This is a genomic window from Runella sp. R5_40, from assembly GCF_057652295.1.
Map to the genome: position 1 here is coordinate 259768 of NZ_JBYFCH010000001.1, position 19782 is coordinate 279549.

Below are 19782 nucleotides of genomic sequence, written 5' to 3' on the forward strand. Positions count from 1 at the left end.
TATACGAAATATTTCGTAGGACACGATTAAAATCTATTTCACCTTGTATCGTTTAGTAGAAAATTCTCTTTTGGCCATGATAAAACAGCTTTTACTTTATCTCTTGGTATGCCAAATTGTAATTGCTCAAGAAATCCGAGTCAAAGGCATCGTCATTGACGCCAAAGACAACGTGCCGCTACCTCAGGCCAGTGTACGGCTCAAAGGCCAAACTTCAGGAACCCTCACCGACATGGAAGGTCGGTTTTCGCTGCGACTCAAATCATCGTCGGACACGCTACTGGTGAGCATGGTTGGCTACGAAACGGTACTAGTTACACCCAAAGGCACAACCGTTACCATCAAACTCCGTCAAAAAGTCAACGAGTTGGCCGAAGTACGTGTGCGTCCTGGCGAAAATCCCGCGTGGGCCATTATTCGAAACGTGTTGGCCAACCGTCCCCAAAACGACCCTAACCAACTCGATACTTACAAGGCAAGTGCTTACACCAAAATCTTGGTCGTGGTCGATAGCCTCAATCGAGTGTTGAAAGATTCGACCAAGAAAGTTATTGGTTCTAAAAAAATAACGGCGCCCATCTACATCGTAGAAAACATCAGTGAATTGATTCACAAAAAGCCCAATAAAAACAAGGAGACAGTCGTGGCGTCGGTCAATAACATCGCGCAGGTGTACAGTCAGATGCTCAACTACCTTCCGCTCGATTTGCACAAAATTGATTTCTATTCCGAACTCTACAACTTTCCCCTCCTCAAACGATTTTATGTCAATCCGCTCAATTCCAAAACATTCTTCCAGTACGATTTTACACTCGAAGACACCCTCTTTCACGAACGCGACAGCACGTTTATCATTAGTTTTCGACCCTACCCCAAAACCAATTTTGATGCCCTAAAAGGCGTGATGCACATCAACACCGACGGCTATGCCCTTGAATACATCAACGTCGCGCCCGTTGATACGTTACAAAATTTTGGTTTTCGGATTCAACAACGCTACCAGCGGATTTCGGGACGTTGGTTTCCCCAAACCGCTACCACGCGGCTTTTGGCGGGGTATTCCTCCAGCGGGTACACGGGTGCTTTTCAGGTGAAATTTACGACGCAACTCCACGACGTAGCACTGAACATTCCGCTTGACGACCAGCTGTTTGACGAAGTCCAACGCGCCATGCGTCCTTCCGCCACGCGCCATACGTACGAGACGTTTAAAGCCCTCCGCCCCGATACGCTGGCCGACTGGGAACGAAAAATGTATTTCAATTTCAAAAAACCCAATGGGCTGGCAAGCCGCCTCGACTCCACATATGGGCATATTTTAGGCAGCCTTCTGTCCAACGTATTTGAGATAGGCCCCATTGAGTTTCAGCCGAGTGATTTATTGATGGGTAATTCAGCCGAGTTGATACGGCTTGGGGTGGGCCTTCAAAATAACCAAGGCAACCGCCCGCGGTTTCGGCTATACGGATATGCTGGCTACGGATTGAGAGACCACCGTTGGAAATACAAAGTATTGGCGAGTTGGCACATCACCCGCGACCGCTACAATCGACTTAGTGTGTATCACCAACGCGACCTTGTCCAGCCAGGCACGACCGAATTTTTAGGGCCTAACTACCTCATCGACTCCAAACCGTCGCTTCCTTTTTTCTCCCAAAAAGACTCTATTCCCTTTCAGGCCGACTACTACCAACGGTACGGTGTATCGCTGCATTTTAAGCCTTTTTCGTGGAATTGGTTTCGGTTAGACCTCCACCACGAACAGCGGACACCCAGTTATCGGTATTTTTATCAGGACAACAACACATTTGAAATCACCGAACTTACCCTCGACTGGCGTTTTGCTTTTCGAGAAGCCGTCTATCGCACGGGGCGTATGGAGTCGGTAGTAAATCGTTATTTTCCCATTATCAACGTTCAGGTTTCCAAAGGGCTGCCCGCCTTGGGAAGTCAGTTTGACTATTGGCGATTAGCAATGCAGCTTTATTTTCAATTCAGAACCAAACGCCTTGGGTTTAGTAACGTAAAACTGGCGGGTGGCTACACGAGTGGTAACCTGCCCTACTCCTACTTGTTCGGGTCGCTGGGAAGTACGGAACTCATCAACATTTCGGGGCTCAATGCGTCGAGTTTTCCGCTGGCCACTTTCCGCACCTTGCCTTCTTATGCGTTTATTGCCGACCGATACGCGGCCTTGTATTACAGCCACGATTTTAGTCGCACTTTGCTTCGCCTCAAAAATAAATACAGCCAACCTCGATTACTGGTCTATAACAATGTATTGGTCGGGGGACTGCGCACGCCCGAAAAACATTCGTTTTCGTGGAACTATCAATCCAACCCTTTCCACGCCGAAGCAGGCTTAGAAGTGCGCGACCTTTTGCGAATCCCGATTCGAAGCATTTTTCTAGGTACGGGCATGGGAGTAGCGTATCAGTACGCACCTGCGCCCACAGGACTTTGGCAAAACAACGCAAAAGCGTATTGGTTGGGCATAAATTTGAGCCGATAACCCCTCAAAGTTGCTATCTTTGCGGCTCAATTTATTCATTATGACAACTACCATCGTACCCCAACTTCAAGCCACGCAACAAGCCGCTGCGCAAGTGCGTCGCTTGACTAGCGAGCAAAAAACGGCCTTGCTCAATCGCCTCGCCGATTTGCTGCTAGCGCACCAAGCGCTGATTATGGCCGAAAACCAGAAAGACATGGAGCGAATGCCCGATGGCGACCCCAAAAAAGACCGTTTGTTTTTAAACGAAAAACGGATTCAGGGACTAGCCGACAGCCTTCGCGACGTAGCGCTGTTGCCCGACCCGTCGGGGCAGGTGTTGTTGGAACGAGAGATTGAACAAGGGCTTACATTGAAAAAAATTGCGGTTCCCCTTGGCGTTGTCGGTGCCATCTACGAATCACGCCCCAACGTGACGGTGGACGTGGCCTCGTTGTGTTTGCGTTCGGGCAATGCCTGTGTGCTGAAGGGCGGCAAAGAAGCCGATTTTTCTAACCGCTGTTTGGTAGGGTTGATTCATCAAGCGCTGCAAGAAGCAGGAGTGGATACCAACGCCGTGATGTTGCTTCCTACCGACCGTCAGTTTGTGACCGAATTGCTCACGGCTACCCGCTATGTCGATATTATCATTCCGCGCGGTTCGGAGTCGTTGATTCAGTTTGTACGGAAAAACTCCTTGATTCCTACCATCGAAACAGGTGCGGGGGTTTGTCATGGCTATATTGAGGCTACTGCCGATTTGACCAAAGCTCGTGACATCGTGGTCAATGCGCGCGTTTCGCGGCCTTCGGTCTGCAACTCCATGGACTGCGTGATTGTTGACCGTGCCATTGCGGCTGAGTTTTTGCCCATGCTCAACGACGATTTTATCAAGTGGAACGTCGAAGTGTATGCCGATGAAGAATCGTATCCAATTTTTGAAGGCATCTCTTACCCAAAACTTCAACACGCTCAACCCCAAGATTTTGGGCGCGAGTTTTTGGATTATAAACTAGCCGTAAAAGTAGTTGACGGCCTCGACGAAGCGCTTTCTCACATTCAGAATTATTCGTCGCGCCACTCCGAAGCTATTGTTTCCCAAAATCAATCCCTCATCGACCGCTTCTTGGCCGAAGTGGATGCGGCGGCGGTCTATGCCAATGCCTCCACGCGTTTTACCGACGGAGGTGTGTTTGGTCTGGGGGCTGAAATTGGTATTTCCACCCAAAAACTCCACGCCCGTGGGCCCTTTGCCCTCGAAAAACTCGTGACGGAGAAGTGGGTAGTGGTGGGTGATGGACAAGTTCGTTGGTAATAAATCTACACCTTCCCGAAGGTTTAGAACTACCTTCCCGAAAGTTTTAGAACTTTCGGGAAGGTTAATTACTTGACGTTTCTCAAATCTTTATTAAACGCAACATCAATGGTCAAATGCCCTTTTGTGACGTTGCAAGGTAGATAAAAGATATTGGGTCGCTCAAATCCTCCAAAATAATCCCCTTGCAAATATTTATCTACTTTGCCAGAATCCAATTTTAGATGATAATCAGAGCAAGTCGGCCCTTTACTAAAATCATGATTGGGTAACAAAAAATGCAATTCGGCCGCGCCATTTATTTCCCCTTTTACGTGCAGGCAGTAAAATGATGAACGAGGACTCATTACAAAAGGAGTAAAGTTTCGTTTTTCGCTTGCATTTTCAATAAGATAAACATCAGTCGTAGTGGAAACACAACTAGCTGTGAAAGAAGCAAGTAGAACAACTACCCCAAAAAAAAATCTACCAACATCTATTAGAACCATCAGTCGGAAATGTAAAATTTAGAGTTGAACCATCATTTGATAAAGCTTTTCGCCTTCCTTTGCCATTATCAATTGTATTACTCATTATTATACAAATCCATTTCCCGTCGCAAATTACTCCCAAAATTCCCTGATTCATGTAAAATATCCATATCATGTGCCATTTCAGCACCATACACCCATGTATTTAAGACGGATTCTGGCTATAAAACGTTTTTCTGCATTATTCAAGTTAAAATCCGTGGTAAAAATACTGATAACAAGCATAACTATATGCTTTTTTTGTACATTTGGTGGTATGCTCATTAACCCCTATCTTCACTATGTCTGATCAAAAAATTCAAATTTTAATTATTGAAGATGAAGCTATTTTGGTGATGTATGTCAGTGATCTTTTAGAAGCACAGGGGTATGAGATAGCAGGTGTTGCCGATAACGGCCCCGAGGCATTATCGCTCTATCGACAAAATCGTGTTGACTTGATTTTATGTGATATTAACCTAAAAGGAGATTGGGACGGAATAGACACCATCCGACATATCTTAGAATTCAAACCAGTTCCTGTTATTTATCTGACCTCGCAAACCGACAAAGAAACGATTGAACGAGCCAAAGCAACTTTCCCTGCTGCTTACCTTGCCAAGCCTGTTCGACCCGATAATTTGCAAATCTCGGTTGACCTCGCAATTCATAATTATGTCACGAATCGGTTGCCGTCGGCGGCTGGGAAGGACACTAAAACTGGTACACCAGAAAAGGAAGCATCCAGTCGTGAATCTATTTTACGCAGTGGTGACCAAGTCTTTATCAAACATAATTATCAGTTTGTCGGAATTTCTCTGAATGACATTCTGTTGCTGGAGGCCGACAATACCTATACGACCATCCAAACCAAAGGCCATAAATACACCCTTCGACTTTCACTGAGCAGTTTGCTTGAACGCCTCGATTATTCTTCATTGGTACGGGTTCATCGTTCGTATGCAGTTAATGTAAACCAATTGAAAGGATTCAACGAGCGAGAGATTTTTATTGATACAATGACCATTCCTTTCGGACAACAGTACAAGGAAGATTTTATGCGTCACTTTCAAGCCCGTTGACCTTTCAACTATTGATTCTTGGTACAAAAAATAAGGCTCATATTATGAAACGCTCTTTATTAATGGCGCTCTGTTTGTGTTTGTTTACCCACAAACTTATGAGCCAGCCCGACACACTCCTTTCTTTTCCTGTATTCCAACAGCAGATTACAAGCTTATCGGATTCTACCCGTTTTGAACGGCTTTACGACTATAGTGTCAATGCTTTAAATCAAAGTAAGTATCCCGAAGCAGCCCTAGCCACCAATGGAATGCTGCAAATTGCTCAACAGCTCAATAACCAGCTTCTGATAGGCAGAACGTATATGGCGATGGGAAATATGGAACGCAATCAGAATAGCCCGACAAATGCCATATCACATTACTTAAAAGCACAATCCATTTTCAGTTCGGTTGGTGAGTATCGGCGGCAGCTCAGAGCGCTGCAACGAATTGAGGGCGTGTACATTAGTCTCCGTGAGTTAGAAAAAGCACAGCAGTATTGCGAACAGGCACTGACCATCGCCCGACAACAAAAGCTTGAGTTAGAAATTGCCAACATTTATAATGACTTGGCCTCCATTGAAGATATCCGTAAGAAATATAACCAAGCTCTTCACTATAATGAGTTAGCCCTTCGCATCTACCAATCGCTCAAGGAAGAAGGTTCTTACACTGTGTCGTTATTTAATCGGGCAATCATTCTGAAAAATTCGGGACAATATCGGCAATCGGCAGATATTTATCAGCAATGTTTAAAAGCGGCAAAAGAAAAACAGGATGTAGAATTAGAAGGTATGGTTTACATTAACCTGCCGAATACACTTTTGCTGTTAAATCAACTCAACGAAGCCGAGAAGTATATCCGAATGGCCTTAACATGGGCGAATTCTCAGTCAAAGTCACCACCTTTTTACCAAAACATTTACGAAACCCTTACTGCCATTTACGAAAAACGCGGTCAATTTCAGCAGGCATTTCAGTATCAAAAGCTGAGTATGGTGTATCGGGACAGTGTTATGAATGCCGAAAAAAGCCGCCAATTGATCGAAACAGAAACCCGGTTTCAAACCCGTGAGAAACAGCTGCATATTGAACGCCTTGACGAAGATAACCACCGCCAAAAACAGCAATTGGCCTGGTTGACGGGTGGTGCCATACTGCTGACCTTTCTGCTCGGCATCATGCTTTTACAATACCGTACTATCCGACGGGTTAATGGTAAATTGACAGTAACAAACCAAACACTTTCTCTTGCTAACGAACGGATCAATAAACAATCCAGCCAATTGAAAGAACTCATGCGGGAATTGCACCACCGGGTCAAAAACAACTTGGCCATTGTGTCCAGTCTGTTATACCTGCAATCCAACCGGCTGGAAGACGAAAACGCTGTACGAGCCGTACGAGAAGGGCAGCAGCGGGTGGAAGCCATGTCGTTGATTCATCAGCAATTGTACCAAACTGATAACGTCACTCGGGTGAATATGCAGACCTATATCGACGAGTTGGTACGCGGATTGATGCAATCGTTTAACCACCAAGACAACTTTGACCTGCGCTTAACTATTGCTCCCATTGATTTGGATGTAGAACTGGCCGTTCCGTTGGGCTTGATTTTAAACGAATTGACCACCAATGCTTTCAAACATGCCTATAAAGGGATTGATGTGCCAAGCCTGAGCATCAGCCTGTGGAAGGAAGATCAGCTATACCTCGAAATTACAGACAATGGCCCCGGCATAGATGTGAGTCAGTGGCAAAAACCGAGTCGTTCGTTTGGAAAGCGACTGATTACCTCTCTGACCAAACAGGCTGGTGGACGTCTGGAAATAAGTGGCGAGAACGGCACTCGTTTTCTGCTGATTCTGCCGGTTCCTGAAAAGAAAGCAATACTTACTCCCGAACCGGAACCAGCAATGGCCTAATCTACAGAGCGTTGTGCATTAGTTGAATGAGAGCTCGCTTGCATCGGCAAAAAGGCGGCCCCCAATTTAGAGACCGCCTTTTTGCCGTTATTTGTTTAATTATTTCAGCTTAACGACCCAATAGTTGCCTCTGCCTTATTTCCGTACGTAAGTTGCTTTTTCATTGTATTCTTATCGTTTAAAAAATTGAGTAAAAACCAATTGTTGGTAATGTATTCAGAACTTAGCAGGCTGTCGTGTTTTATTCACCGCCCCGTAAATCCGATACAAGATTAAGCCGATAAAAAAGTGCAAACAGAGAATTGTATGTAAACTCTGATTTTGTGTGAGTAAAACTCAAATGGTTTTGTATGCGAAATCCATTCTATTTTTTATAATCTACCTTTTCTACTGACGATAGAATTATCTTGTTTGCGTTAAGGAAAGCGATTCACCTACAACATTGACAGGTTTCACAGCATCACAACAGGCATCCACACCCTATTTTCAGCACGACCTTGGTTGACAAACTACCTTTGAATCGTCAATCAGCCAAGGACGATGTACTTCAAGGCGAAGCACGGGTAGCCAAAGCACTCACAAATCATGTTAGCACAATTTGAAAAATTCGCCATCTCAAAAAATCAGCAAAAAGCCGTACAAGGTGGCGCCAGTGTTACGAACGTAGCATTAAACGTTGCCAAAACAGGAGCCAACCTTCTGAATTCAACCCTAGAATTGCAACAAAACAGTTCGTCGGCAGCACTACTGGAAGTTCAGAATGTGATGAATACTTATAATCTTACTATTCAAACTCAGACGGCAATAGTAAAACAAATGGGTAACGTGCTGAGCAGCATCGTTAACAATATCAGATAATACAGACAAAATCGCTTGCCGAAGTGCTTGGGTGAATTCATCCGGGCACTTTGTTTTTTAACTGTTGCCCATATAGTACTACCACTTCACAAACACGATGAGCAAGTATCAGCACTTGCTGATTCACCTACAACATTGGCAGGTTTCGCAGCTTCACAACAGGCATTCACACCCTATTCTCAGCACGACCTTGTTTGACAAACTACTTTTGAATCATCAATCAGCCAAGGACGAAGTACTTCAAGGAGAAGCACGGGTAGCCAAAGCACTCACAAATCATGTTAGCACAATTTGAAAAATTCGCCATCTCAAAAAATCAGCAACAAACCATACAAGGTGGCGCTTCTGATTCAGACTTCTATGATCTACTAAACCAAGCAAAACAGGCTGAAGCCGAAAGACAGGCTGAAGCCAAAAAAAATTCAGCCCAAAACCAATTTAATGTGGCACTCATAAGTGGTTCGATGCAAATAGCAGCAGGAATATTTAGTATGGCTGGCGCAATGACCAAACGCTAAACGATTTCAATTTTCGGCCAGAGTTCAACGCATTAAGCTCTGGCCTTTTTATAGCTTTCACTTCGAGAAATATGTTAACCAAATTTAATAAATTCGCACTTTCGGCCAACCAACAACAGTCCATTGTTGGAGGCAGGGGATCCGAAACGATACTATCTATTCGGAAATCAGACTTGTTGTCTTACCTTCCCGACAGGCCCTTTTTACCCAAGGAAAAGTCCCCCATTTGTGGTACTCCATTTCCAATGGCAGATACCATTCTTGACGGAAATCCTTCGGCACTTTTTCGTCTTACCAACGTGGGAGAGAAATTCAACTAATCTGCCAAACTAGCACTAATCCTTGCCCAAAATGAGCTTCTCTGTTTATCGTCAACTTGATCAAATGGATTGCGGCCCAACTTGCCTCCGCATGGTTGCCAAGCATTATGGTCGCTCGTTTTCACTGCAAACGCTTCGAGAAAAGTCTCAAATCAACCGAGACGGCGTGTCGATGTTGGGTATTGCCGAAGCCGCCGAAAATATTGGCTTTCGCACCATGGCTACGCAACTTCCGTTTGAGGTACTGGCGCAGGAAATACCCCTTCCCTGTATCGTACATTGGCAGCAAAACCATTTTGTAATTGTTTACGAAATCAAGGGGGCGAGGAAATCAAATCATCCTGCATGGCTTTGGGGAAAGCGACGCCAAACTGTTAGGGTAGCCGATCCTGCCAAGGGATTAGTTGATTATTCAGTCGAGGAGTTTTGCCAAAACTGGGCCACTAATTCACCCAATGACACCTCAAATGGTATTGTGCTACTGCTCGAACCTACCCCTGCTTTTTACCAGCAGGAAGACGAGAAAACGAGGGCATTGGGTTTACGACAATTGGGTAGCTACTTGATCCAATACCGTCGGCTCATTGCGCAAGTGCTACTGGGGCTTTTAGTAAGCAGCGGCATTCAGCTAATTTATCCTATGCTGACCCAGTCGTTGGTTGATATTGGGGTCAATACTGGAAATTTACCTTTTGTATATACGCTATTGGCAGCCATGGCTTTTTTGCTTGTCAGTCGGCAAATCATTGAGGCCATTCGAGGCCGAATCATGTTACATGTCAGCACCCGATTGAACCTATCCATTCTTTCAGATTTCCTGAATAAATTAATGCGGTTGCCCAGCTCGTTTTTTGAAACAAAACGGCTTGGGGATATTCTTCAACGCATTGGCGATCACCAACGCATCGAAAGCCTGCTAACAGGTCAAGCTCTAACAATCCTGTTTTCTTTGGTTGATTTGTTACTCCTGAGCTGTGTATTGGCTTATTATCATCTGAGCATCTTCGCCATTTTCATGATTGGCAATCTATTCTATATCGGCTGGGTTTTTCTCTTTATGCGTCAACGTCGGAAAATAGATTTTAAATCGTTTGAGTTAGCCTCTAAAGACCACAATAAAGTTGTCCAAATGATTTCGGGCGTTCAGGATATTAAACTGGCAGGTGCCGAACGCTTTTTTCGTTGGGATTGGGAACGATTACAGGCTCGGATATTTCACCTACAGGTTCGTACATTGTCACTAGGGCAGTTTCAGCAAACCGGTACTTTTACGATTCTTCAGGGAATCAGCTTGGTTATCTTATTTATGAGTGCAAAAGCAGTTATCGACGGAGAACTTACCTTCGGAACCATGCTCGCCATTCAGTCTATTACGGGTCAATTGAGTGGTCCCATCGGGCAGTTGGTAGGTTTTGCCCATAGTTGGCAAGATGCCAAAATCAGCTTGGAGCGACTCAATGAAATTCATACCCTTGAAGATGAAGATCCCGTTGAACGACCAAAAATGAACTACTTACCCGAACAGCGCACGTTAGCATTACAAAATCTTTCGTTTTCCTACCCTGGCATGGCCGACCGCAAAGTCTTAAACGGTATTAACTTAACCATTCCTGCCAACAAAACCACCGCCATTGTGGGCATGAGCGGCAGCGGAAAAACCACCCTTTTAAAGCTTCTCTTAAAATTTTACGAACCTACCGAAGGCACAATCCAAGTAGGCGAATCGCGGCTTCGTGACCTGAGCCATGGGATGTGGCGTAACAACTGTGGCGTAGTAATGCAAGAAGGCTTTATTTTTTCGGATACCATCGCTGCCAATATCGCTTTGGGTGAAGAACATTTTGACCAAAATCGTTTACGAAATGCCATGCGAGCAGCCAACATCATCGACTTCGTCGATGCGCTGCCTTTGGGTTACAATACCAAAATCGGAGCAGAAGGAAACGGTCTCAGTCAAGGCCAAAAACAACGATTACTCATTGCCCGAGCGATTTACAAAAACCCCCAATTTTTGTTTTTCGACGAGGCTACCAACGCCCTAGATGCCAACAACGAAGCTGCCGTCATGCACGCACTCAATGATTTCTTTAAAGGCCGAACCGTTGTGGTGGTGGCTCACCGCCTGAGTACCGTCAAAAATGCGGATCAAATTGTGGTGCTCGATGCGGGTCGAATCGTAGAAGTAGGCTCTCATAATCAATTGATTGCTCAGCACGGGGCTTATTGGGAATTAGTTAAAAATCAATTGGAGTTAGATTCTTAAACCTATGCCAAATCATTCGTCTTACTCGTCGGTTCGTTCTGAAGAAGTCGAAGAACTTATCACCCGTATTCCACATTCGCTGGTTCGGTGGGGTACCACGGTTATCTTTCTGTTGGTCATTGCTTTTTTTATAGGTACATGGCTCATTCGTTACCCTGACGTTGTTTCAGCCCCCTTCCGCCTTACCTCGGTCAATGCCCCCAAAAGCATTGTCACCCGCAGTGAAGGTCGGTTGGTTCGTTTGTTTGTACAAAATGGACAAAATGTACAGGCAAATCAAGTCATGGGCTACCTAGAGAGTACGGCTCACCACGATGAAGTTTTGCGATTATCCAACGAATTGAATCGGGCGTGGCAGGAGGTAAATGCAGACAGACTGGAAACATTGGCCAATCATCGACTGACTGACTATCGCCATCTGGGCGAGTTACAGCCTCAATTTCAGGTATTTGAAGAATCACTAATTGGATTACAAGCCTATTTAACAGGACATTTTTATAGCCAGAAAAAAGAACTTCTTTTAAAAGAAATAGAAGACTTAAAGGCCATGACCGACAACCTACGGCAGCAACAGCTTCTTCAGCAAAAAGACAGTCGGCTGGCACAAGAAGAATACGCCGTCCAAAAGAAACTAGCCGAAGAACGTCTCATCGCTCCTCTAGACTTGAAACGAGAAGAAAGCAAGTTACTGGCTCGAACCCTCCCCTATCGTCAAACGGAAACGATAATTCTACAAAACCAAACCGCTCAACGAAATAAACAAGGTGACTTATTGATACTGGCCCAACAAGTACGCGAATACCGCGCCAATTTTTTACAGCGATTAAATACGCTTCGCAGTGCCGTAGAAGAGTGGAAAAGCCGCTACGTACTGACAACCTCCATCGCTGGGCGAGTTTCTTTCCCGACTTTGTTGGAAGAAAACCAGTTTATCCCTAACCGAACTGAATTGTTTTCAGTTGTACCCACAGGTTCTGATTATATTGGCCTGCTGACCGTTCCGCAGCAGAATTTGGGAAAAGTAAAAGTGGGGCAATCGGTATTGATTAAATTTGCAGGCTATCCTTTTGAGCAATTTGGATACGTCAAAGGAATCATTACCGAAATTTCAGAAGTACCACTTCAAGACGGCGTTTTTCCTGCCAAAGTAACACTACCTAATGGTTTGGTAACTACTTATCATCAAAAACTACGTTACCGTACGGGTATGGTAGCAAATGCCGAAATCGTTACAGAAGACCTTCGACTGTTGCAACGGTTTTTGTTCCAATTAAGAAAAGTGGGCGAAATCCGATAAAAATGCATTTTCTACCGTTTCAGCCACTTATCCAGTCGCTCCTTTTCAAACGGCGAAAAATGCTCCACGTAATTGGCTTGGGCGTCCATCACTACCACCAGCGGGCGTTTTGCCCCAAACATTGCTTCCAGTAGTTCGGTCTCCGCATGACGGGCATACCAATGAGTTCCTGTTTTTGGAGTAGCCCCATTTTTCTTCAACGCTTCTTTCCAAGTATCAAAATGATTCCGAACCCCTACGGTAGCAAAGCTGAGGCTAGGAGACGTGTATTTTTCTGCCAAAGTTGCCCAAGTAGTCAACGCAAGTTCGCAGCCATCTTCCCACGTATTCCAAATCAACAGCAGCGAATGGGTGGTTTTGGCAAGGGTCGGTAAAAAAACTTGGTTGCTGTCCACCGTCAAAAGCGGCAACGAAGGCATGGAGATTCCAGAAACAGGCTTCTGATTTTTCCAAAACTCGTATTTCAACTCTTTGAGGCGCTTCGAATTTGGAAAATCCCGTTCAAAGCGGGTGATAATCTCGTATTTGCGGGGATAATCTCTTTTCCACAGCAACAACGACGTCAAGAGCGTTTCACGCGTAACTGGCAAATGAGACAATTGACGGTCTAGTACATTGTAAAATTCTGTCATTACCTCGTACAAATCTGGCAGAGGTGTAATGTCTTTTTGAATATGTTCTAACAAACACCCTTGGTAGTCCAATGACAACACCGCATCGTCAAAGGGCAAAATACGCAACGGCGGATGATATACCTCCGACGAAAAAAACGAGGGTTCATTCCCTTTGCGGTACTCCTCAAACATAGCCTCCGTCCAGTTTTTAGTAGCGACAAAAAACTTAGTACGCTCGTAATACTGCGCTTCTAACGCCGCTCTTACAAACGCATTTTGGCCCGTGTCGGAGGTGTCTTGTGTCGCCTTGTAGCGTTCCCAGCTTTCTTCGGCCAAATCTTGCATTAATTTGGTATAAATGTCGGTAGAGACTTTTTGCATCAACGGCCGCTTCATCAACGAATCCCCCCCAAATACCCCCTGCTGGTACAAAAAGCGGTTGATGATTGCGGCTTTGTTTTTGCCTTCAAATTCAAACTTTCCGTGGACTTCCTGCCCTTTGAGGGTATCGCCTTTGGGCAAGAAAAAACGGTGGATGTACGTGCGGTTGGTGGTATCCATGTAATGAACATACACCACTTGCGAGCGCTCGATGGGTACGCCTACGCGCAAAAAATGGTTGCTATCGATGGGTACATCGCGGGCGGTAAATTGGTAGTTTTCCCAATCTATTAGAGGGGTGTATTTGAGGTTGGGCGTTTCAAATTTAAGGTTAAGAAAGCTGGTGGGGCGTTGACTTCGGAGTTCAAGCCCTATCAACAGCAGAGCGATGATTAACAATTTCATTTTCATGGGCTGATGGCTGATTTAGCGTTCGTACTTGCGAACCTGCGCGAAAGTTCTGAACTTTCGCGGAGTTTTCACAATATCTCCTTTAAGATCATGAAACACCTGTTATTGGTGGTTTCTTTTTTTTGTATGTCTGAAACCATTATTGCCCAAAGTAACCTCGCCCAGCGCCTTTTCGACGCGCACGATTTATTTCGAGAAAAAAGCGTAAACGTACGTCGCGAATTTAAGCACCGCCACTTGGTGCCGCTTATCGAACGCCTCAAAACGAGCCCTAATTTTGCGGTAAGCGAAGCAGGAAAATCGTTTGAAGGACGTGGCATTTATCAAATCAAATACGGAAAAGGCGCGCCTCCTGTGCTTCTTTGGTCGCAAATGCACGGCGACGAAGCTACCGCAACGATGGCTCTCCTCGATATTTTCAACTTCCTGAATGCCAGCGGCGATGGTTTTGATGACCTTCGTAAAAAGCTTTTGGAGAAAAGTACATTGTATTTTGTGCCAATGCTTAACCCTGACGGCGTCGAACGTTGGCAGCGCCGCACGGCTCAAGAAATCGACATGAACCGCGATGCGGTGCGTCTTCAATGCCCAGAGTCGAAACTGCTTAAAAACCTTCAGCAAACCCTCAAGCCGTTGGTGGGCTTCAACCTCCACGACCAAAGCCCTCGGTACAGTGTAGGGAATACCAAAGAAGTAGCCGCGATTTCGTTTTTGGCAACGGCTTACAACGAAGAACGTACCATCAACTCCGTCCGCGAGCGAGCCATGCAGCTCATTGTGGGCATGAACCGCGATTTACAGAAATATATCCCCAATCAAATCGCTCGGTATTCGGACGAGTTTGAACCCAGGGCTTTCGGCGATAACATCGCCAAATGGGGAACGAGTTTGGTACTCATCGAGTCGGGCGGCTACAAAAACGACCCCGAGAAGCAGTATTTACGCAAGATGAATTTCATCGCTATTTTGACCGCGCTTGAAGCCATTGCCGACGGAACCTATACGCGTCAGAATCGGAACGACTACGAAAAAATTCCGCAAAACGAGAAAAACCACTTTGACCTTATCATCCGCAACGCCCGCACGGAACTCAACGGCGTCAGCTATACCGTTGATGTAGCCATTAACCGCAACGAGTCCAATAATGCCGACGCGACGGGCTTTAGCTACCGCAGTAGTGTCGAAGATTTTGGTGATTTGTCGGTGTTTTATGGCATTGAAGAAATCGACGCCCAAGGAGCGCAACTGCTCGACCCCAAGAGCGGCAAACCTGTGGTATTAAAACTAGGCGACCGCGTCAATTTTGAATTGCGTTCGGACAAGAAAAACTGGAAAGTTGATAACGGATTTTTAAAAAATTAACTTTCTACGTGCCTACCCAGATTATTTGTAGAAAAAGTGAAATATGTCACCCCGATGGGGCTTTTGGAGAATCTGGTATTTCGTTCTACGAAGATTTGGCTCCTCTGGAGCAATAAATAGGCAAAACAATACAGCGTTAGTTAGACTTGTCCAACGTTTTTACCCACAGATTAGCACAGAGAGAACCGCAGATGAATAGCCTCATTAAATCCTTTTTCAGCGAAAATCTGCGTTTTTATTAGTCAGCGGGCTTCTGCGGGCGAAAGAATTGAACGTATTTAGTTAACAATAAACTTAAAAGTCAATGAAAAGAGCAAAGCTGGTTTTAACATTTCTCTTCGGAGCTGTAATGATTTTTGCAGGCGTTAGTCACTTTTTAAAGCCAGCGATGTTTTTTCCGTTCATTCCTGATTTTCTCCCCCAAGCAGCGATTAATTACTTGGCAGGACTGTTAGAAATTGCCGTAGGAATCGGCACGTTTATTCCGCGTTTTCGTTCACTTGCCGCACTTGGCATCTTAGTCATGATGCTGGTATTTTTGCCTTTGCACGTTATTGATGTTTTCAAAGAAAACCCTGCCATTGGTAGCCACCAAGTCGCCTTGGTACGTTTACCCATTCAATTTGTTTTGATTGCTTGGGCTTGGTTTATTTATAAGAAATAGAAACCTAAAATGCACATTTTTCCCACCATAGCCGATTTGCGGGCCTACTTACGTACGCAACGTGCCCAAGGCAAATCTGTCGGATTTGTACCCACGATGGGGGCGCTTCACGAAGGACATTTGTCGCTCATCGAGGCATCCAACGCCCAAAATGACCTGACGGTTTGCAGTATTTTTGTCAACCCGATTCAGTTTAACAACCCCGACGACCTCGCTCGGTATCCTCGTACGCTGGAAACCGACTGTGAATTGCTCCAAACCGTTGGTTGCGACGCCGTTTTTGCGCCGTCCGTTCAAGAAATGTACCCTGAAAAGTCCCTTTTAACCTTCGATTTTGGCGATTTGGAACGTGTGATGGAGGGCAAATTTCGCCCTGGCCATTTCAACGGTGTGGGCGTCGTTGTCTCGAAATTATTCAACATCGTTCAGCCCGACCGTACGTATTTTGGCCAAAAAGACTTGCAACAAGTGGCCGTTGTCCGTCGAATGATGATTGATTTAGGCTTCCAAATTGAGCTTCACCCCCGCCCTACCCTCCGCGAAGCCGACGGGCTAGCGATGTCATCCCGCAATCGTAACCTCAACCCCGACGAGCGCGCCATTGCTCCGCACATTTTTGCGGGCTTGAGTGCCGCCAAATCACAGCTATTGTCTGGGCAAACTCCCGCCGATGTCAAAGCGTGGATGGATGCACACTTTGCCCAACAACCCGCTTTTCGTTTAGAATATTTTGAAATTGTGAATGCTTTCAGTCTGCAAGATGTTACTGAGCTACAACCTGAAGGACAAACTGCACTCTGTATTGCAGCCCACCTTGGAAAGGTTCGTCTGATTGATAATATAGTTTTTTAGACTGAAATTTGCCGCGAAAACAATCCAAACAACAATGTTTGTTACCCTTTTTAAGTCAAAAATCCACCGCGTTAAAGTAACGCAAGCCGAGCTCAACTACGTAGGAAGCATCACCATCGACGAAGCCCTCATGGAAGCGGCGGGTATCTTGGAAAATGAACAAGTACACGTAGTCAACAACAACAACGGCGAACGGCTCATCACGTATGTCATCAAAGGAGAGCGCAATACGGGCATTATTTGCCTCAATGGTGCCGCCGCCCGCAAAGCCCAAGTGGGCGACGTGGTCATTATCATTTCGTACGGAATGATGACCGAAGAAGAAGCCAAAACCTTCAAACCAAAAATCGTTTTCCCCGACGAAAATAACAGAGTTTTATAGTTAATGGTCGATAGTTAATAGTCCACAGTCCATAGAAAATAACGAATCTACTATGGACTATCGACCGTGGACTATGGACTACAAAAAACATACAGATGAAAAATATTATCAAATACTGCCTTTCGCTTGCCGTAGCGGGTGGGTTGATGTGGTACGTTTTTAAAGACATGGACTTGGCTTCCATGTGGGCAAAATTCCAACACGCCAACCATAGCTGGCTCATTTTGGTCACCATTTTTACCATCGTTGCCGCTTGGAGCCGTGCCTACCGTTGGAATATGCTCCTCGAACCACTGGGGTACCGTCCATCTGCCTTCGACTCGACGGTGGCCGTTTTTACGGGATATTTTGCCAACCAGCTCATTCCACGCGCGGGTGAAGTGACCCGCTGCGGTACGCTCAATCGCCTCGAAAAAGTACCCGTCAACGTAGGCTTTGGTACCGTAGTAGCCGAACGCGTTTTTGACGTTGTAACGCTTTTGTTTTTGATTGGACTTGCGTTTGTGCTCGAATTTGGGCGTTTGAGCAATTTCTTCATGGAGTTGTTTGGTGAAAAGTTAGGGATAGGCCAAGGAAGTGGTAGCAATCGAATAGCCCTTTTGGGAAGTTTGGCGGTACTAGGAATAGGCTTTTTAGGAGCCGCGTGGTGGTTTTACCGAAAAAATGCCGAGCGTTTGCGTCAAAATTCGCTTTTTGCCAAAATCGAAGGATTTGTATTGGGGCTAATTGATGGTTTGTTGAGCGTCCGAAAACTACGGAATCCGTGGTTGTTTTTGTTCCATACCATTCTCATCTGGACTATGTACTTGCTCAGTTCGTACGTTTGTTTTTTTGTACTGCCTGAGTCATCAAACCTCACCCTTCTGGCAGGACTAACCATTCTTATCATGAGTGGTTTGGGAATGTCGGCACCCGTGCAAGGAGGCATTGGCCCCTATCATATTTTGGTAAGTAGCGCATTGGTACTTTACGGATTATCGAAAGAAGACGGCCTTGCCCTCGCGACATACATCCACGGTACCCAAATGATTCTGATGCTAATTCTAGGCGGAATTTCGTTTATCATCACCCTCGTAAAAAGCCCAAAAACCGCAGTGGGATAACGTTATGTGTATAACTGTTATCCGTTAACTGTTAATCGTGATTGATAACGGATAACTTATTCTTCGGTTACAATTTCAACTTTTGTGTAATTTTTACGTAACAATCTCATGTTTAACTCCGCCGCTAAAATTTTATCGTGGGAAGAAGGTGCGCAAGCCGCCCGCGCTTGGCAAGCAGAAGGTCAAAAAATTGTATTTACCAACGGATGTTTCGACATCGTTCACTTGGGCCACATCGACTACCTCGAAAAAGCCCGTAACTTAGGCGATAGAATGGTGCTTGGCCTCAACACCGACGCCTCGGTAAGCAGCATCAAAGGCCCGCTTCGCCCTGTGGTCAACGAATACGCCCGCGCCCGCTTGATGGCCTCATTGGGGTTTGTGGATGCTGTCATTTTGTTCGGAGAACCTACGCCGTTGGAGCTAATTCAGACAATTTGTCCTGATATTTTGGTCAAAGGCGACGATTATTCAGTAGATAACATCGTTGGTGCGGATTTTGTCGTTAATAGAGGAGGAGCCGTGAAAACCATTCCGTTAGTGAAAGGTTATTCGACGACTTCGCTTATCGAGAAGATTAAAAATAGTTATTGACAGCGCAAAATTTAAACAAACATGGGTGGTTTAATTCTCATTGGAATTGTCTTTATGGTCATTGGTATGATTGTCCAATGGCGCTTAAAAAGCAAATTTACCGAATATTCACAGGTAGGATTAATGAACGGCATGAGTGGTGCAGAAATCGCTTCACAAATGCTGCGCGATAATGGCATCTACGATGTGCGCATCACGCAAGTAGAAGGAATGCTTACTGACCACTATAATCCCGCGGATAAAACCGTTAACCTAAGCGCCGATGTGTATCACGGACGCAGTGTTTCGGCGGCGGCCGTGGCTGCCCACGAATGCGGACACGCCGTACAACATAAAGTAGCTTATGGCCCCCTGAAGATGCGTTCAGCATTGGTACCTGTGGTGCAGGTGTGTAGCAACATCCTAAACTTTTTCAACATGGCGATGATGTTCATTGGCGGGTTTATTTTCTACAATCAAGGTCTGGTTAGCACCACCATTCTAACTGTTTTGGTAGCCGCCAACTTAGGGGTAACCTTGTTTGCCATGATTACCCTTCCTGTCGAATTTGATGCAAGCCGCCGTGCCTTGGCGTGGGTTGAACAACGTGGCGTTGTCAATCGTAACGAATACGGAATGGCCAAAGATGCACTCCAATGGGCTGCCCTCACCTACGTAGTAGCTGCGTTGGGAGCGTTAGCTAACTTACTATATTACGCAAGTTTATTGCTCGGTCGTCGTAGCGATGACTAAAAGTGCGTGTTGAGGTTGTGAGCAACCTCAAACACACAAACAGCAACCTCAAACACGCACATACAAACAAAAAAGCGGCTTTCGGCCGCTTTTTTGTTGCACTATCGTTATTCAAAATTCGTCATTC

At 45.4% G+C, this 19782-nt stretch carries 19 protein-coding genes; 17 read left to right on the forward strand and 2 right to left on the reverse strand.

Going from position 1 to position 19782, the window contains the following annotated elements; all coding sequences use genetic code 11:
• Positions 1 to 76 precede the first annotated feature (76 nt).
• Both AC23N5_RS01160 and AC23N5_RS01165 read left to right on the forward strand, forming a co-directional pair.
• The gene (locus AC23N5_RS01160) at positions 77 to 2512 is read left to right on the forward strand and encodes a DUF5686 family protein (RefSeq protein WP_487754185.1); all 2436 of its coding nucleotides are present in this window, start codon (positions 77 to 79) and stop codon (positions 2510 to 2512) included.
• 40 nt (positions 2513 to 2552) lie between these two features.
• Positions 2553 to 3806, forward strand: a complete 1254-nt coding sequence (locus AC23N5_RS01165; RefSeq protein ID WP_487754186.1) for a glutamate-5-semialdehyde dehydrogenase — start codon at positions 2553 to 2555, stop codon at positions 3804 to 3806.
• Between the two features lie 68 nt (positions 3807 to 3874).
• Here AC23N5_RS01165 and AC23N5_RS01170 read toward each other — a convergent pair whose 3' ends face one another.
• Positions 3875 to 4153 (reverse strand): hypothetical protein, encoded by a 279-nt coding sequence (locus AC23N5_RS01170; RefSeq protein WP_487754187.1) that lies wholly within the window; start codon positions 4151 to 4153, stop codon positions 3875 to 3877.
• A 464-nt stretch (positions 4154 to 4617) separates the two neighbouring features.
• Between AC23N5_RS01170 and AC23N5_RS01175 the strand changes: the two genes are divergently transcribed.
• From AC23N5_RS01175 to AC23N5_RS01210, 8 genes are all read left to right on the forward strand, one after another.
• Complete coding sequence (locus AC23N5_RS01175; protein ID WP_487754188.1) at positions 4618 to 5397, forward strand: response regulator; 780 nt, start codon at positions 4618 to 4620, stop codon at positions 5395 to 5397.
• Between the two features lie 44 nt (positions 5398 to 5441).
• Positions 5442 to 7304: a tetratricopeptide repeat-containing sensor histidine kinase gene (locus tag AC23N5_RS01180; RefSeq protein ID WP_487754189.1), complete on the forward strand. Its 1863-nt coding sequence runs from the start codon at positions 5442 to 5444 to the stop codon at positions 7302 to 7304.
• Between the two features lie 585 nt (positions 7305 to 7889).
• Complete coding sequence (locus AC23N5_RS01185; protein ID WP_487754190.1) at positions 7890 to 8162, forward strand: hypothetical protein; 273 nt, start codon at positions 7890 to 7892, stop codon at positions 8160 to 8162.
• Between the two features lie 97 nt (positions 8163 to 8259).
• A complete protein-coding gene (locus tag AC23N5_RS01190; RefSeq protein ID WP_487754191.1) occupies positions 8260 to 8457 on the forward strand; it encodes a hypothetical protein in 198 nt (65 codons plus the stop codon).
• A complete protein-coding gene (locus tag AC23N5_RS01195; RefSeq protein ID WP_487754192.1) occupies positions 8441 to 8680 on the forward strand; it encodes a hypothetical protein in 240 nt (79 codons plus the stop codon). Before AC23N5_RS01190 ends, AC23N5_RS01195 begins: the two co-directional genes overlap by 17 nt.
• Positions 8681 to 8751: 71 nt before the next feature.
• The gene (locus AC23N5_RS01200) at positions 8752 to 9000 is read left to right on the forward strand and encodes a hypothetical protein (protein WP_487754193.1); all 249 of its coding nucleotides are present in this window, start codon (positions 8752 to 8754) and stop codon (positions 8998 to 9000) included.
• Between the two features lie 31 nt (positions 9001 to 9031).
• The gene (locus AC23N5_RS01205; RefSeq protein ID WP_487754194.1) at positions 9032 to 11263 is read left to right on the forward strand and encodes a peptidase domain-containing ABC transporter; all 2232 of its coding nucleotides are present in this window, start codon (positions 9032 to 9034) and stop codon (positions 11261 to 11263) included.
• A gap of 4 nt (positions 11264 to 11267) precedes the next feature.
• Positions 11268 to 12560 carry a beta-barrel domain-containing protein gene (locus AC23N5_RS01210; protein WP_487754195.1) on the forward strand — a complete coding sequence of 431 codons (1293 nt, stop codon included), beginning with the start codon at positions 11268 to 11270 and terminating at the stop codon, positions 12558 to 12560.
• Positions 12561 to 12571: 11 nt separating this feature from the next.
• Here AC23N5_RS01210 and AC23N5_RS01215 read toward each other — a convergent pair whose 3' ends face one another.
• On the reverse strand, positions 12572 to 13960 hold the full coding sequence (locus AC23N5_RS01215) for a hypothetical protein (protein ID WP_487754196.1): 1389 nt from the start codon (positions 13958 to 13960) through the stop codon (positions 12572 to 12574).
• A 96-nt stretch (positions 13961 to 14056) separates the two neighbouring features.
• Here AC23N5_RS01215 and AC23N5_RS01220 point away from each other — a divergent pair, with 96 nt between their 5' ends.
• The 7 genes from AC23N5_RS01220 (at position 14057) to AC23N5_RS01250 (ending at position 19655) form a co-directional block, all read left to right on the forward strand.
• Complete coding sequence (locus tag AC23N5_RS01220) at positions 14057 to 15328, forward strand: M14 family zinc carboxypeptidase (RefSeq protein WP_487754197.1); 1272 nt, start codon at positions 14057 to 14059, stop codon at positions 15326 to 15328.
• A 304-nt stretch (positions 15329 to 15632) separates the two neighbouring features.
• Positions 15633 to 15992 carry a DoxX family protein gene (locus AC23N5_RS01225; protein ID WP_487754198.1) on the forward strand — a complete coding sequence of 120 codons (360 nt, stop codon included), beginning with the start codon at positions 15633 to 15635 and terminating at the stop codon, positions 15990 to 15992.
• 9 nt (positions 15993 to 16001) lie between these two features.
• Positions 16002 to 16844 carry a pantoate--beta-alanine ligase gene (panC, locus tag AC23N5_RS01230; RefSeq protein ID WP_487754199.1) on the forward strand — a complete coding sequence of 281 codons (843 nt, stop codon included), beginning with the start codon at positions 16002 to 16004 and terminating at the stop codon, positions 16842 to 16844.
• Positions 16845 to 16878: 34 nt separating this feature from the next.
• Positions 16879 to 17226, forward strand: coding sequence for an aspartate 1-decarboxylase (gene panD, locus AC23N5_RS01235; RefSeq protein WP_122932370.1), 348 nt, complete (start codon positions 16879 to 16881; stop codon positions 17224 to 17226).
• 95 nt (positions 17227 to 17321) lie between these two features.
• Complete coding sequence (locus tag AC23N5_RS01240) at positions 17322 to 18329, forward strand: lysylphosphatidylglycerol synthase transmembrane domain-containing protein (RefSeq protein ID WP_487754200.1); 1008 nt, start codon at positions 17322 to 17324, stop codon at positions 18327 to 18329.
• A 108-nt stretch (positions 18330 to 18437) separates the two neighbouring features.
• Positions 18438 to 18923 (forward strand): D-glycero-beta-D-manno-heptose 1-phosphate adenylyltransferase, encoded by a 486-nt coding sequence (rfaE2, locus tag AC23N5_RS01245; protein ID WP_028524072.1) that lies wholly within the window; start codon positions 18438 to 18440, stop codon positions 18921 to 18923.
• A gap of 21 nt (positions 18924 to 18944) precedes the next feature.
• On the forward strand, positions 18945 to 19655 hold the full coding sequence (locus AC23N5_RS01250) for a zinc metallopeptidase (RefSeq protein ID WP_122932372.1): 711 nt from the start codon (positions 18945 to 18947) through the stop codon (positions 19653 to 19655).
• Positions 19656 to 19782 lie beyond the last annotated feature (127 nt).